General features: G+C 65.1%; 13 protein-coding genes. 10 read left to right on the plus strand and 3 right to left on the minus strand.

Annotated elements, in window-relative coordinates; all coding sequences use genetic code 11:
• The 4 genes from PVZ78_RS17985 (at position 1) to PVZ78_RS18000 (ending at position 2,269) form a co-directional block, all read left to right on the plus strand.
• Positions 1-330, plus strand: coding sequence for a GlpM family protein (locus PVZ78_RS17985; protein WP_162096444.1), 330 nt, complete (start codon positions 1-3; stop codon positions 328-330).
• A gap of 216 nt (positions 331-546) precedes the next feature.
• Positions 547-1,467, plus strand: a complete 921-nt coding sequence (locus PVZ78_RS17990) for an arginase (protein ID WP_273829016.1) — start codon at positions 547-549, stop codon at positions 1,465-1,467.
• Positions 1,464-1,838: an EamA family transporter gene (locus tag PVZ78_RS17995; protein ID WP_009050572.1), complete on the plus strand. Its 375-nt coding sequence runs from the start codon at positions 1,464-1,466 to the stop codon at positions 1,836-1,838. Before PVZ78_RS17990 ends, PVZ78_RS17995 begins: the two co-directional genes overlap by 4 nt.
• A gap of 32 nt (positions 1,839-1,870) precedes the next feature.
• Positions 1,871-2,269 carry an EamA family transporter gene (locus PVZ78_RS18000; RefSeq protein WP_009050573.1) on the plus strand — a complete coding sequence of 133 codons (399 nt, stop codon included), beginning with the start codon at positions 1,871-1,873 and terminating at the stop codon, positions 2,267-2,269.
• A 129-nt stretch (positions 2,270-2,398) separates the two neighbouring features.
• On the opposite strand, the gene PVZ78_RS18005 is transcribed toward PVZ78_RS18000, so the two are convergent.
• Together PVZ78_RS18005 and PVZ78_RS18010 are read right to left on the minus strand one after the other, a co-directional pair.
• Complete coding sequence (locus PVZ78_RS18005; RefSeq protein ID WP_273829017.1) at positions 2,399-3,265, minus strand: fatty acid desaturase family protein; 867 nt, start codon at positions 3,263-3,265, stop codon at positions 2,399-2,401.
• Positions 3,266-3,660: 395 nt separating this feature from the next.
• Positions 3,661-4,443 (minus strand): MipA/OmpV family protein, encoded by a 783-nt coding sequence (locus PVZ78_RS18010; RefSeq protein ID WP_016703443.1) that lies wholly within the window; start codon positions 4,441-4,443, stop codon positions 3,661-3,663.
• Between the two features lie 230 nt (positions 4,444-4,673).
• Here PVZ78_RS18010 and PVZ78_RS18015 point away from each other — a divergent pair, with 230 nt between their 5' ends.
• From PVZ78_RS18015 to PVZ78_RS18040, 6 genes are read left to right on the plus strand one after another with little or no spacing between them, the layout of a single operon-like run.
• Positions 4,674-5,393: an MtnX-like HAD-IB family phosphatase gene (locus PVZ78_RS18015; RefSeq protein ID WP_009050576.1), complete on the plus strand. Its 720-nt coding sequence runs from the start codon at positions 4,674-4,676 to the stop codon at positions 5,391-5,393.
• Entirely contained in the window at positions 5,386-6,780 is a 1,395-nt protein-coding gene (locus tag PVZ78_RS18020; RefSeq protein WP_038634819.1) for an aspartate aminotransferase family protein, read from the plus strand. The genes PVZ78_RS18015 and PVZ78_RS18020 overlap by 8 nt, the downstream gene beginning before the upstream one ends.
• Entirely contained in the window at positions 6,777-7,658 is an 882-nt protein-coding gene (locus tag PVZ78_RS18025) for an alpha/beta hydrolase (protein WP_038634822.1), read from the plus strand. The genes PVZ78_RS18020 and PVZ78_RS18025 overlap by 4 nt, the downstream gene beginning before the upstream one ends.
• A gap of 14 nt (positions 7,659-7,672) precedes the next feature.
• Positions 7,673-8,800 carry a GNAT family N-acetyltransferase gene (locus tag PVZ78_RS18030; RefSeq protein WP_103331147.1) on the plus strand — a complete coding sequence of 376 codons (1,128 nt, stop codon included), beginning with the start codon at positions 7,673-7,675 and terminating at the stop codon, positions 8,798-8,800.
• Positions 8,797-10,584, plus strand: a complete 1,788-nt coding sequence (locus PVZ78_RS18035) for a sensor histidine kinase (RefSeq protein WP_273829018.1) — start codon at positions 8,797-8,799, stop codon at positions 10,582-10,584. The genes PVZ78_RS18030 and PVZ78_RS18035 overlap by 4 nt, the downstream gene beginning before the upstream one ends.
• Positions 10,581-11,978, plus strand: coding sequence for a sigma-54-dependent transcriptional regulator (locus PVZ78_RS18040; RefSeq protein ID WP_009050581.1), 1,398 nt, complete (start codon positions 10,581-10,583; stop codon positions 11,976-11,978). Before PVZ78_RS18035 ends, PVZ78_RS18040 begins: the two co-directional genes overlap by 4 nt.
• Before the next feature lie 333 nt (positions 11,979-12,311).
• Here PVZ78_RS18040 and PVZ78_RS18045 read toward each other — a convergent pair whose 3' ends face one another.
• Entirely contained in the window at positions 12,312-13,346 is a 1,035-nt protein-coding gene (locus PVZ78_RS18045) for an alpha/beta fold hydrolase (protein ID WP_009050582.1), read from the minus strand.
• Positions 13,347-13,569: the final 223 nt, after the last annotated feature.

The raw sequence follows: 13,569 nt of genomic DNA on the forward strand, positions 1-13,569 counted from the left end.
TTGCTGAAAGCCTGCCTGGGCGCCGCCGTGGTGGTGATCCTCGCCGCCCTAGCCAAGACCAGGAACTACTACATCGCCGGCCTGGTGCCGCTGTTCCCGACCTTCGCCCTGATCGCCCACTACATCGTCGGCAAGGGCCGTTCCATCGACGACCTGAAGACCACCATCGTCTTCGGCATGTGGTCGATCATTCCCTACTTCGTGTACCTGGCGACCCTCTACGTAATGGTCGACCGCCTGCGCCTGGAAGCCTCCCTGGCGGTGGCCGCGGTGGCCTGGCTGATGGCCGCCACCGTGCTGGTCAGCGTCTGGGTCCGCGTCCACGCCTGAAGCCTGCGGTGCCCATGCGTTTTTTTCGCGAGCAAGCTCGCTCCTACAGGTGACGCTGGGTCCATGTAGGAGCGAGCTTGCTCGCGATGACGTCCGACCTGCCTCGCCGAGGTGCTGGCCCGTCCCTTGCATTTACCCTGTAAAGCCCGCTCTGCCTGCGTTTGCGACCTGTGACGCCGGCTTTTTCGAGGGGCGCTGCCATGGGTAAATCCTGCTTTGAACATTCTCGATCTCGACCACAGCCTGACCGCCCAGGAGCCTGTCCAGCGCCGGCTGCGCAGCGGCCAGGCACGACACCTGGACCTGCTGGACCTGGGCCCGAAACTGCGGCTCTGGTCCACCGAACGCACCTACCGCCACTTCACCGAGCGCCTGCGGCAAAGGCCCGCGCACAGTGGGCCGCAGCCGGAAATCTTCTTTGTCGGCTCCGGTGACTACCACCACCTGACCCCGGCCTTCCTGGCCGACCTGCAACAGCCGGTCAGCCTGATCCACTTCGACAACCACCCCGACTGGGTGCGCTTCGCGCCGCGCCGGCACTGCGGTTCCTGGGTCAACCGGGCCCTGCAGCTGCCGCATATCCAGCGCATCGTCACCCTCGGGCCGTGCAGCGACGACCTGCACAACCCGCAGCTGCGCGGCGGCAACCTCAAGGCGCTGCGGCGCGGCAAGTTGCAGCTGTTTCCCTGGCAGCACGCGCCCTCCAAGGTCTGGGGCCGGGTCGGCGACGGCGCCGGGCACCAGCAGCAGGAAAACCACCTGCACTGGCGCAACCTGGCCGGGCTCGACTGGCCTGCCTTCCTCGAGCAGATGATCGACAGCCTGCCGACCCAGGCGATCTGGATCACCATCGACAAGGACGTGCTGGCCAGCGCCGACGCCGCGACCAACTGGGACCAGGGCGGCATGCGCCTGAGCCACCTGCTGCAAGCCCTGCGCAGCCTGGCGGCGCGCAAGCGCATCCTCGGTATCGACGTCTGTGGCGAGTTCGCCGCGCCGGCCTTCAGCAACGCCTTCAAGCGCTGGGAAGCGCGCTCCGACCAGCCGCCGGCCGAACGCTGGAGCGAGGCCGACCTGCTGCGCAATGCGACCACCAACGAAGCCCTGATGGCGCTGTTCGAGGAGCTGTTCCCGTGACCCTGACCGTTATCTTGCTGGTGGCTTTTTCCATCGTCCTCGACGTGATCGGCCAGCTCTGTTTCAAGCTCGGCCTGGACCGCCTGCCGGAACTGGAAGGCGGTTTTCGCCTGAACGCCTTCTGGGGCCAGGTGTTCAACGCACCACTGTTGTGGTGCGGCATCGGCGCCTATGTGATCGAGTTTTTCGTCTGGCTCGAAGCCTTGTCCCGGGCGCCGCTGAGCCTGCTGTTCCCGGCCGCGGCCCTGGCCTATTGCGGCGTGGTCCTGGCCGGCAAGCTGATCCTCGGTGAGAACGTCAGCCGCCGGCGCTGGCTGGGCACCCTGGTCATCACCCTCGGCGTGATGCTGGTGTGCGTCGCCAGCACCTGAGCCCCCTTCAACGCTTCACAAGGAAAGACGGTATGACTGCACAGACTCACGGCTGGCTCCACGGGCGCCTCGGCACCCTGGTGCTCTGGGCCCTGCTGATCGGCTTCGAAAGCGCCGGCCAGATCGCTACCAAGGTCGGTGGCGACCAGCTGGGCCAGATGGATTTCAACCTGCAATGGCTGGCCGCGGTGGCGGTCAACCCGGGAGTGCTGCTGGCGATCGCCTGCTACATCGGCGCGTTCTTCGTGTGGATGCTGATCCTGCGGCGCAGCAGCCTGTCCCTGGCCTTCCCCCTGAGTTCGCTGGTGTTCGTGGTGGTGTTGCTCGGCTCCTGGCTGGGCCTGGGCGAGCAGATCAGCCTGCTGCACTGGGTCGGGGTGCTGGTGATCATCGGCGGGATCGCCCTGCTGGCCGAGGGCGAGGAAGCCTGAAGGGCTTTATGTAGCCGCTGCCGCAGGCTGCGATAAGGCCGAAGGCCTTCAGCGATCTCAAGATCCTGCGCCCGCTTCGCTGTCGATCGCAGCCTCGCAGGCTCGGCAGCGGCTACAGGTGCGCGGGTGTCAGGGCTTCGGGTGTTTCAGCAAGAAACCCAGGCCATGGGCCACGGGAATTACCTTCACCCCCGCCGCCCGCTGCTGTTCGCGGATCTCGCGGTGGAAGGCCTTGACCCGGGTCCAGTGCATCTTCGGCCGGTAGTGGTGTTCGGCGTGGTAGCCGTTGTTCATCCAGATCAGGTTGTAGAGCCGGCTGTAGGAACTCACGCCCCAGGCGATCGGCAGGTCCGGGTTGCCGCCCAGGTGCTCGTAGTAGCCGTTGAGCGAAGACAGCGACTGTCCCAGGTACCAGAACGGCAGCAGCACCAGCAGCGCATGCCAGTCGTATAGCGCCAGCGCCACATAGGCCAGCACTGTCACGCCGATTTCCACCTTGACCCAACGCGCGTCCGCCGGGCGCTTGCGCTGCATTTCCTGGTAGATGGCCTTGGGGTCGTCGCGGAAAAAACTCAGGAAGGTGTAAGCCCAGACATTGTCTGGCTGGCCATTGCGGCCATGCAGGTAGATCGACAGCGGGTCGACCGTGGTGCCGTCCGTCCCGGGCCGATCCGAGTTGCCACGGTGATGGCGGTTATGGATATCGCGGTACAGGGTCTGGGAAAAACCGATGGTCACCGACAGCAGCAGGTCGAAGGCGCGGTTCAGCCAGGGCAGGCTGAAATAGGCGTTGTGGATCTGGTTATGGGAGATGCTGTTGATGCTCCACGACAGGCTGACCGCATACAGCAGCGCCGCCGGCAGGATCACCCACCAGGACAGACTGTGAAAGGCCAGCACCAGCCAGAGCACGAAGGAAAAATGCGCCAGGGCCATCAGGATCGGGACGATGTCCCACAGCGAATGGGCGAGCAGGCGATAAGCGGGACGAGCCATGAAGAACTTCCTGAAAAGTGGGTTCATGGCTGCCAGTGCAAAGGGTGGACCAATTCCTCCGATGTAGGAGCGAAGCTTGCTCGCGATGAATGCTGACGCGGTGCTTCAGGCACTGCGCAGCGCCTGGATCGCGGGCAAGCCTCGCTCCTACAGAAACAGCGCATGCCGGCAGAGGTATTCCGCCGCGCTTTTGTAGGAGCGAAGCTTGCTCGCGATGAATGCTGACGCGGTGCTTCAGGCACTACGCGGCGCCTGGATCGCGGGCAAGCCTCGCTCCTACAGAAACAGCGCATGCCGGTAGAGGTATTCCGCCCCGTTTTTGTAGGAGCGAGGCTTGCCCGCGATGACGACCTGGAGCACGCCCCGCAAGCCCGGCGATAAGGCCTTGGCGGGCCTCAGAACTGGTAGCTGAGGGCGGTCTGGACCTGGCCCTGATTCACTTCGCCGCGCTCGCGCACCAGGGTGCTGTCGGCCGCCGAACCCGTCAGGTGAATCCAGCTGGCGCTGGTCATCCACGACCAGTTGCCGCCCAGGGGCACCTGCAGGTTCTGGGTCAGGGTCAGGTTCTGCAAACCGCCGCCGGCGCTGTAGCGGCCGATGCCCGTGGCCTGGGCCTCGGCGTCGCTGATGCCAAAGAAGGTCTGGGTCTGCCGGGCATCGGCGAAATGCGCGGTGAGGTTGTTGCTGCCAATGATCCCCAAGCCCAGGGGATAACCGATTTCACCGCCGACCTTGCCCAGCAGGCCACCCTGGCCCTCGCCCGCAGCCACCGCGCTGCCGAGGGAGGCGAACAGACGCCAGAAGTCGTCCGGCGCGTACTGGATGTAGCCGCCGACATCGGCCATGTTCGGCACGTCCCGCAGGCCGCGCAGCGAGCCGTTGGCGTTACGTCCCGGCAAATAGTTGATATAGGGCCCGGCGCTGAAACCATTGCCCTTGAAGGCATCCCAGGTCAGGCCGTCGTCGGTGTCGAGGCTGACATCGCCCCACTCCAGATCGACATAGGGCAAGGGCACGGTGTCATGCCGGCTGCCGCTGGGGTCATGGGGTTGGTAGCCGATGCCCAGGCCCAGCGAACCGCCCAATCCATCCTGGCCCCCGTCCTCGGCGAAAGCCCCGCAGGCAGCCCCTAGCGACAGCAGGACGGCAAGCAGGGCGGAGCGTGTGAAGCTGAACATGGCGCGGGTTTCCTGGAGTGAAGATGCGCGCATCAATCACCACCCCGCCCCCTCCCTGCAAGCACTGATGTTGTTTGTAGCGAGCTACAAAATTTGTAGCTCCAGCCACCCCACCAAACGCCTTTTCCCCGTGCAGAGCCCGGCCCGCCTGGGCCGAAGGCAGTTGGCACAGTCCCTGCTCCAGTGCCTGGCATGCGCAAAGTGCGCTCCTCTCCAACAGGTAACTGCAGATGATGCACTGGCATATCGTGTGTGACTTCGACGGGACCATCACCCGCACCGACGTGATCGACAACGTCCTCCAACGCTTCGCCGACCCGAGCTGGGAAGACATCGAGCAACAATGGCTGGACGGCCATATCGGCTCCCGGGAATGCCTCAGCCGCCAACTGGCGCTGGTCAAGGCCTCGCCCGCCGAACTGCTGGCCTGTTTCGACAGCGTCGAGATCGATCCCGACTTTCCCGACTTCGTCGATCACGTGATCGGCCTGGGCGCTTCCCTGGAAGTGGTCAGCGACGGCATCGAGCAAGGCATCGCGCGGATCCTCGCGCGCCACTACGTGAGCCTGCTGCCGATCCTCGCCAACCGCCTGCGCCAGGTCGACCAGAACAGCTGGCGCATCGACTTCCCGCACGCCAGCGACGCCTGCCGCGCCGCATCCGGCAACTGCAAATGCAAATCCACGCCCAAGGGCAAGCGGGTGCTGGTGATCGGCGACGGCCAGTCCGACATGTGCGTGGCCGCCAGCGCCGACTTCGTGTTCGCCAAGGGCCGCCTGGCCGAGTACTGCCAACGCAACGCCATCCCCCACGCGACCTTCGATTCCTTCGCCGAACTGCCGGCACTGCTGGCCCTGTTGCCCAACGAAGCGGCCAATGCCGGCGCCTTCGCCCTCGACAACACCACCGAACATTGCGTCCCCACTCAGGAACTCTTCCACCATGTCTGACATTCGTATCGCAACCGCAGAAGACCAGGTGCTTCTGGAAAAAGAAGCCAAGTACTGCTCCTACGGCGACACCGTCCACTACATCGAGCCGCCACGGATTTTCAGCCGCTGCGAAGGCTCCTACGTCTGGGACACCAGCGACCAGGCCTACCTCGACCTGCAGATGTGGTACTCGGCGGTGAACTTCGGTTATGCCAACCCGCGCCTGAACAATGCCCTCAAGCAACAGATCGACACCCTGCCGCAGATCGCCAGCCAGTACCTGCACAAGGGCAAGATCGAGCTCTCGGAAATGATCGCGGTGGATGCCAAGAAGAAATTCGGCCTCGACGGCCGCGTGCACTTCAACGTCGGCGGCTCGCAGTCCATCGAGGACTCGCTGAAAGTCGTGCGCAACGCCACCCATGGCAAGAGCCTGATGTTCGCCTTCGAAGGCGGCTACCACGGCCGTACCCTCGGCGCTTCGTCGATCACCTCCAGCTACCGCTACCGTCGCCGCTACGGCCACTTCGGCGAGCGCGCCAACTTCATTCCCTTCCCCTACCACTTCCGCGGCCCCAAGGGCATGACCAAGGAAGAGTACGGCAGCCACTGCGTGCAGCAGTTCGCCCGGCTGTTCGAGACTGAATACAACGGAGTGTGGGACCCGAAAGTCGGCCAGAGCGAATACGCCGCCTTCTACGTCGAGCCGATCCAGGGCACCGGCGGCTACGTGATCCCGCCGATGAACTTCTACAGCGAGCTCAAGCACGTGCTCGACCAGCACGGCATCCTGATGGTGGTCGACGAGATCCAGATGGGCTTCTACCGCACCGGCAAGCTGTGGTCGATCGAGCACTTCGACGTCAAGCCGGACGTGATCGTCTTCGGCAAGGCCCTGACCAACGGCCTCAACCCCCTGGGCGGCATCTGGGCCCGCGAAGAGCTGATCAACCCCAAGGTGTTCCCGCCGGGTTCGACCCACTCCACCTTCGCCTCCAACCCGCTGGGCACCGCGGTGGGCCTGGAAATGTTCAAGATGACCAGCGAGATCGACTACGGCGCGATGGTCATGGAGAAGGGCAAGTACTTCCTGGCCGGCCTGCAGGACCTGCAAAAGCGCTACCCGATCATCGGCGACGTCGACGGCCTGGGCCTGGCGCTGCGCTGCGAGATCTGCACCAGCGACGGCTTCACCCCGGACAAGGCGACCCTGGACTACATGGTCGAGGAAGGCATGAAGGGCGACATCGAGATCAATGGCCAGCGCCTGGGGCTGATTCTCGATGTCGGCGGCTACTACAAGAACGTCATCACCCTGGCCCCCTCGCTGGAAATCAGCTACGCGGAGATCGACCTCGGCATCGCCCTGCTCGACCGTCTGCTGGACCGGGCCATGAAACGATGACAGTGCAGATCGATCCGGGTGCCGGCATCGACCTGGGCCAGGGCGACGCCGGCTTCATCCTCGGCAATGGCGAGGTCGCGGTGTTGTTGATCCACGGCCTCACCGGCACCCCGACGGAACTGCGTCGGGTGGCCGTCGGCCTGGCCCAGGCCGGGTGCACGGTGTACGTGCCGACCCTGGCCGGGCATTGCGGCAACAACGCCGACCTGCAGGCCACCGGCTGGCAGGACTGGTACGAGGGCGTGCGCCGGACCTTCGTCGGCATCCGTCAGCGTCACCGGCAGGTGTTCGTCGGCGGCCTATCGATGGGCGCCGTCATGTCCATGTACCTGGCCTCGGAACACCCGGGGCAGGTCAGCGGCCTGCTGATGTATTCGACCACCCTCAAGTACGACGGCTGGAGCATCAACAAGCTGGCGTTCCTCACCCCGCTGCTGATGAAGATTCCGTTCGGCGTGCACATCTGCAGCTTCGAGGAGAAGCCGCCGTACGGCATCAAGAACAAGCGCCTGCGGGCGGTGGTCGAGCGACAGATGAAGGCCGGCGAAAGCAGCAGTGCCGGCCTGCTGACCATGGAAGGGGTGACCGTGCGCGAGTTGCACCGGATGAACGCTGTGGTGAAAAAACGCATGCCGTCGATCACCACCCCGGCCCTGGTGTTGCACTCCATCGAGGACGATATCACCAGCCGCTGGAACGCCGACTATGTCGAGCGCAAGCTCGGCGGCCCGGTGGTCAAGGTGCTGCTCGACAACTGCTACCACATGATCACCGTCGACCTGCAGTACCGCCGGGTGGTGGAGTTGAGCGCGGACTTCATCGAACGCCAGGCGGGCCCGCGGCCCGCGGTGTATGACGACCAGCGCCAGTTCGCCTGATTCAAGGACCGCACGTGATCACCAGCCAAGTCTTTTCGAGCATCCAGGCCATCGACCGCAGCGCCTGGAACGATTGTTTTCCCGGTGCCCTGGAGAATTGGGACTATTACCTGGCAGTACAGGACGCCGGCATCGAGGACTTCACCTGGCGCTACCTGGCGGTGTTCGAAGACGAGAAGCTGGTGGCCGCCGCCCCGGCCTTCATCACCCGTTATCGCCTGGACACCACCGTCTCGGGCCCGGCCAAGCGCCTGAGCGAACGCCTGCAACGCTGGTGGCCGGGGTTGCTGCAACTGCCGCTGTACGCCATCGGTTCGCCGGTGGCCGAACAGTGCCACGCCGGCACCGCCAGCCATATCCCCGCGGTGCGCCGCCAGGCCCTGCTCGGGCAACTGCTGCACCTGGCCCGGCGCGACGCCGACGCCCAGGGCATCGGCCTGCTGGCGGTCAAGGATGCCGCCAGCCAGGACCGGCAATGGGCCGCCAGCTGCCAGGCATTCGGCCTGCAAGCCATGCCCAGCCTGCCCAGCGCCCTGCTGCCGGTGCCCTTCGGCTCGCAGGATGCCTACCTCGGCACCCTGGGCAAATCCACGCGCAAGGACCTGCGCCGCAAGTTGCGTGCGCCCGGGCCGCGGATCGAATGGCGACGCAACATCGACGACGTCCTGCCCCAGGTCATGCGCCTGTATGAAGCCACCCTGCGGCGCAGCGACCTGCAATTCGAACGCTTACCCGCGCCCTACTTCACCGGTATCCTCCAGCACTTGGGAGAGCGTGCCGCCTGCGTGCTGTACTGGGTCGACCAACAACTGGTGGCCTTCAACCTGGTGCTGCTGGACGAGCACCGGTTGATCGACAAATTCTTCGCCCACGACCTGGAGATCAGCCGTGAGCACAACCTGTATTTGCGCAGTTGGATGGCCAATGTCGACTACTGTATCCAGCACCGGATCGCGCTCTACGAATGCGGCCAGGCCGGTTATGCCAGCAAGCTGCGCCTGGGTTGCAGCTTCAGCGGCAACAGCCTGTTCTTCCAGCATCGCAACCCGCTGCTCGACACCCTGCTCAAAGGGCTGAAATATGTTCTCCGGCCGGATCGCACCGACCCCGCCATGGCCGCTGCACTAAGCGAAAGTTCATGACCAGAAAAGACCGCCGCACCCCTCGCCCTTTCGCCATCTCCCGCTGGAGCCTGCAGCGCAAGCTGGTGCTGGCGTTCTGGATGGTCAGCGTGATCCCCACGATGATCGCCGCCGAGCTGGCGGCCACCACCCTGTCGCAGATCTTCGACAGCAACGTGCGCATCTGGCTGCAGGAATCGACCAAGATCGTCGAGGACGAAATCACCGAGACCCTGCGCGACAACGCGCGCATCGCCCAGCTGTTCCTGCGTTATGCCAGGCCGCCCACCGACCGCAACGCGGCCAGGCACGACAAGCTCACCGCCGACATCGCCGACTCCATGGGCATCGATGTGGTGGCGCTGATCCGCAAGCGCGACCACCAGGTGGTGTTCAGCACCGCCGCCGACGATATCGTCGGGCAGATCAGCCTGGCCCATAACGCCGTGCTGCAGACCCTGCAGGTCGGCGGCGTGGCCACCGGCGCGGTGGTCTCGACCTTCCAGACCACCCTCGACGACATCGACTACCAGTTGCTGATCGCCACCTACCTGGACGCCAGCTTCCTCACCAGCGTGGCCGACGTGCACTCCCTCGACCTGCGCCTGTACCTGGCCAAGGCCAACGACTTCGCCGAGATCTTCGCCACCCAGCGTTTCGAGGACCACCCGACCCAGGTGCCGGAAAAGATCGAGAACATCCTGCGCGATACCCGCCAGCCCACGGAGCAGTTCACCAGCCGCTACAGTGGGCTGTACCGGCCGATCTTCAACGACAGCGGCGAACTGGTGGGGGTGATTTTCAGCGGCCTGCTGCGCCACAGCAGCCTGGTGGGGCTGGTCAACCAGAGCAACCTGTTCATCCTGATCTTCCTGCTCAGCTCGGCGGCGTCGCTGGCCGTCGGCTGGCTGGTGTCGAAACGACTGACCATGCCCCTGCGCGGTTTGTCCAAGGGGGTCCAGGCGGTGATCGCCGGTGACTACCGGCAACGGGTGCCGGTGATTGGCGGCGACGAGCTGGCGGAGTTGAGCAGCACCTTCAACCACATGAGCGAACGCCTGGGCGAACTGCAGCACCTGGAAGCCCAGTTGCGCCGTCGCGACCGCCTGCACGCCCTGGGCGAAGTGGCCATGGGCCTGGCCCACGAGATCCGCAACCCCCTGGGCATCATCAAGACCGCCACCCAACTGCTGCACCGCCGTGCGGATCTGCCCGAAGGCGACAAGCGTCACCTGGAATACGTGATCAGCGAAGTCAGCCGGATCAACGACCTGATCACCGACTTCCTCGACTTCGCCAAGCCCAGCGCGCCGATCCGCTCGACCCTGCTGGCGCGGCCGCTGGTGGAGGAGCTGATCGGCTTCTGCGAGCCGGAACTGGCCAGCCACAAGATCGACGCGCAGATCGACGACCAGGCGCCGGGCGCGACCCTCTACGCCGACGCGCGCCAGCTCAAGCAGGCCTGCCTGAACCTGATCCTCAACGCCATCGACGCCATGCCCGCGGGCGGGCGCCTGACCCTGGGCATCGCCCAGGACGCCGAGCACACCATCCTGCGGGTCACCGACACCGGCCAGGGCATCGAGCCGGACATGCTCGAACGCATCTTCACCCCCTTCGTCACCACCAAGGCCTCGGGCACCGGGCTGGGCCTGGCCAAGGTGTTCTCGATCATGGAAAACCATGACGGGCACATCGAATGCAGCAGCGAAATAGATGCCGGCGCCACCTTCAGCCTGTACATTCCGGCCAAGGGTGAGGATGACGAAGAGGATGATGAAAATGAGCAAAAGGCCCAGCCATGACGCATAACCTGCTGGTGGTCGACGACGAGCCCAAACTCTGCGACCTGCTGTCCTCGGCGCTGAGCCAGGACGGTATCCAGGTGTTCACCGCCGGCAATGGCCTGCACGCGCTCAAGGTGCTGGAACAGGAAGAGATCGACCTGGTGATCAGCGACTGGCGCATGCCCGGCATGGACGGCCCGCAGCTGCTGGCCGAGGTCAAGCAGCGCTACCCGCAGATCCCGGTGATCGTCATGACCGCCTACAGCACGGTGAAAAACGCCGTGCAGTCGATGCGCAACGGCGCCTACGACTACATCGCCAAGCCCTTCGACATCGACGAGCTGGACATCACCGTCAGCAAGGCCCTGCAGTTTCGCGACATCCTCAAGGACAACCAGCGCATGCGCGCCGAGCTCGACGAGCACCGGCAGATCGACAGCCTGGTGGGCGACAGCCCGACCTTCCGCCGGGTCCTGCAAGCGGTGGACTCGGTGCGCGAAAGCAACGCCACCATCCTGCTGACCGGCGAAAGCGGCACCGGCAAGGAGATGGTCGCCCGGGCCATCCACCAGCACGGCAACCGCGCCAACAAACCCTTTGTCGCGGTCAACTGCGCGGCGATCCCCGAAGGCCTGCTGGAAAGCGAAATGTTCGGCCATCGCAAGGGCGCCTTCACCGGCGCCGTGGCGGACCGGGTTGGGCGCTTTCAGCAGGCGGACAAGGGCACGCTGTTTCTCGATGAGGTCGGCGACATGCCGCTGGCCCTGCAGGCGAAGATCCTGCGCGCCTTGCAGGAGCGGGTGATCGAACCGGTGGGCGACCCGCGCGAGCGCAAGGTCGACGTGCGGGTGATCGCCGCCACCAACAAGAACCTGCTGGAGGCGGTGGCCAACAAGGAGTTTCGCGAAGACCTGTATTACCGCCTCAATGTCTTTCCGATCCCGCTGCCCGCCCTGCGCGAGCGGGTCGAGGATATCGCGCCCCTGGCCCGGCACTTCGCCCACACCCTGGGCGCCACCGCCGGCAAACGCATCACCGGCTTCAGCCCCCAGGCCTTGCAGGCCATGGCCAATTACGCCTGGCCGGGGAATATCCGCGAACTGCAGAACTGCGTCGAACGCGCGACCATCGTCGCCGCGGGCGCGGTGATCGAGGAAAGCGACCTGCCGGGTTATCTGTTCAGCTCACCGCCGCTGAACGCCGGGGCCAGCGCCCTGCCCGGCGACAGCCTCAGCGTGCCCAGCGACCTGGACGCGGCCCTGGCCGAAGTGGAGAAAGCCTACATCCTCGCCGCCCTGCAACAGAGCAACGGCGTGCAGGCCGCCGCCGCGCAGTTGATCGGCATTTCCGAACGCAGCTTCTGGTACCGCCTGAAAAAACTCGGGATCCAGGTCGACAAGATCGTCCGCTGATACACGCCCATCCCCTAGAGCCAAGGCCACCACGGACCTGTAGGAGCGAGGCTTGCCCGCGATAGCGGTACCTCAGACACACCACATTGCCCCAATCGCCGGCAAGCCTGGCTCCTACAGAAGCCAAGGCCACCACGGACCTGTAGGAGCGAGGCTTGCCCGCGATAGCGGTACCTCAGACACACCGCATAGCCCCAATCGCCGGCAAGCCGGGCTCCTACAGAAGAAGGCCGCCACGGACTTGTAGGAGCGAGGCTTGCCCGCGATAGCGGTGCATCAGACACACCGCGTTGCCCCAATCGCCGGCAAGCCTGGCTCCTACGCAAGCCTAGGTCAGAGCAGGTTCGGCGCGGGCAGCGGATCGATCTGCGCCCAGTGCGAGGTGTCTTCGCGATGGCTTTGCAGGTAGGGCAGCACCGCCGCCAGCAACGGCGCCTTGAAGGCTTCCTGGAAACGATGGGCCAGGCCCGGGATCAGCTTCAATTGGCTGCCCTGGATATGCGCGGCCAAGTGTACGCCGTGCATCACCGGCAGCAGCGGATCGGCGGTGCCATGCACCACCAGGGTCGGCACGCGCAGCTGGTTGAGCAGGGCCACCCGGCTCGGTTCGGCGAGGATCGCCATGATCTGGCGCTTCACCCCTTCCGGGTTGAAGGCACGGTCATAGGCTTCCGCCGCCTGGTGCAGCAGCGCTTGCCGATCGTCGGTGACCTGCGGGCTGCCAAGGGCGGCCAGCAGGTCGGCCTGCTGCTCCAGCGCCACCTCACGGTTCGGCGCGCCGCGCCGCGACAACAGTTGCACCAGCGCCGCGTTGGGCGCCGGCAGGCCTTCGGCGCCGGAGCTGGTCATGATCAGGGTCAGGCTCTCGACCCGTTGCGGCGCCATGGCCGCCAGGTGCTGGGCGATCATCCCGCCCATGCTCGCGCCCAGGACATGGAACTGCTCGACCTGCAGGGCATTCATCAGGCCCAGGGCGTCGTCGGCCATGTCGGTCAGGCTATAGGGCGCGGCCACCGGCAGGCCGAGCTTGTAGCGCAGCACCTCGAACGTCAGGTTGGCGTTGGCCGGCGCCTGGCGCCAGGTGGACAGGCCGACGTCGCGGTTGTCGTAACGGATCACCCGGAACCCCTGCTGGCACAGGGCAACGACCACTTCGTCCGGCCAGTGGATCAACTGCCCGCCCAGGCCCATCACCAGCAGCAGCGCCGGATCGGAGGCACGGCCGATGCTCTGGTAGGCCAGGCTCACCTGCTCCAGTTCGACCCTTTGGGTCGGTACGTTGACATCACAGCGAGACGCCGCCTGAGACGGCAGGCCGAGCAGCAGCGCGGCCAGGAAAACAGTCGTTGAAAAAAATCTTGCCCACATGAAGAAACACCGAAACGCAGAAGCCCAGTAGAGCGCGAGTCTGATGAACTTTGATCGAGCGCGCTGCCACAGTTACGTGACAGTTTGATGAAGATTGCCCAGCGGTCATAAAACCCTGTAGCCGCTGCCGAAGGCTGCGATCGGCCCGAAGGGACGCAGCGATCTTGAACCCGCTGAAGGCCTTCGGCCTTATCGCAGCCTGCGGCAGCGGCTACAAAAGCCC

The organism is Pseudomonas sp. SBT1-2, assembly GCF_028640875.1.
GTDB classification, from domain to species: Bacteria; Pseudomonadota; Gammaproteobacteria; order Pseudomonadales; family Pseudomonadaceae; genus Aquipseudomonas; species Aquipseudomonas chlororaphis_I.

Coding starts and splice junctions, on each gene's coding strand:
- PVZ78_RS18000 (WP_009050573.1), top strand. CDS start 1,871: ATGACTGCACAGACTCACGGCTGGCTCCACGGGCGCCTCGGCACCCTG.
- PVZ78_RS18005 (WP_273829017.1), bottom strand. CDS start 3,265: ATGGCTCGTCCCGCTTATCGCCTGCTCGCCCATTCGCTGTGGGACATC.
- PVZ78_RS18010 (WP_016703443.1), bottom strand. CDS start 4,443: ATGTTCAGCTTCACACGCTCCGCCCTGCTTGCCGTCCTGCTGTCGCTA.
- PVZ78_RS18015 (WP_009050576.1), top strand. CDS start 4,674: ATGATGCACTGGCATATCGTGTGTGACTTCGACGGGACCATCACCCGC.
- PVZ78_RS18020 (WP_038634819.1), top strand. CDS start 5,386: ATGTCTGACATTCGTATCGCAACCGCAGAAGACCAGGTGCTTCTGGAA.
- PVZ78_RS18025 (WP_038634822.1), top strand. CDS start 6,777: ATGACAGTGCAGATCGATCCGGGTGCCGGCATCGACCTGGGCCAGGGC.
- PVZ78_RS18035 (WP_273829018.1), top strand. CDS start 8,797: ATGACCAGAAAAGACCGCCGCACCCCTCGCCCTTTCGCCATCTCCCGC.
- PVZ78_RS18040 (WP_009050581.1), top strand. CDS start 10,581: ATGACGCATAACCTGCTGGTGGTCGACGACGAGCCCAAACTCTGCGAC.
- PVZ78_RS18045 (WP_009050582.1), bottom strand. CDS start 13,346: ATGTGGGCAAGATTTTTTTCAACGACTGTTTTCCTGGCCGCGCTGCTG.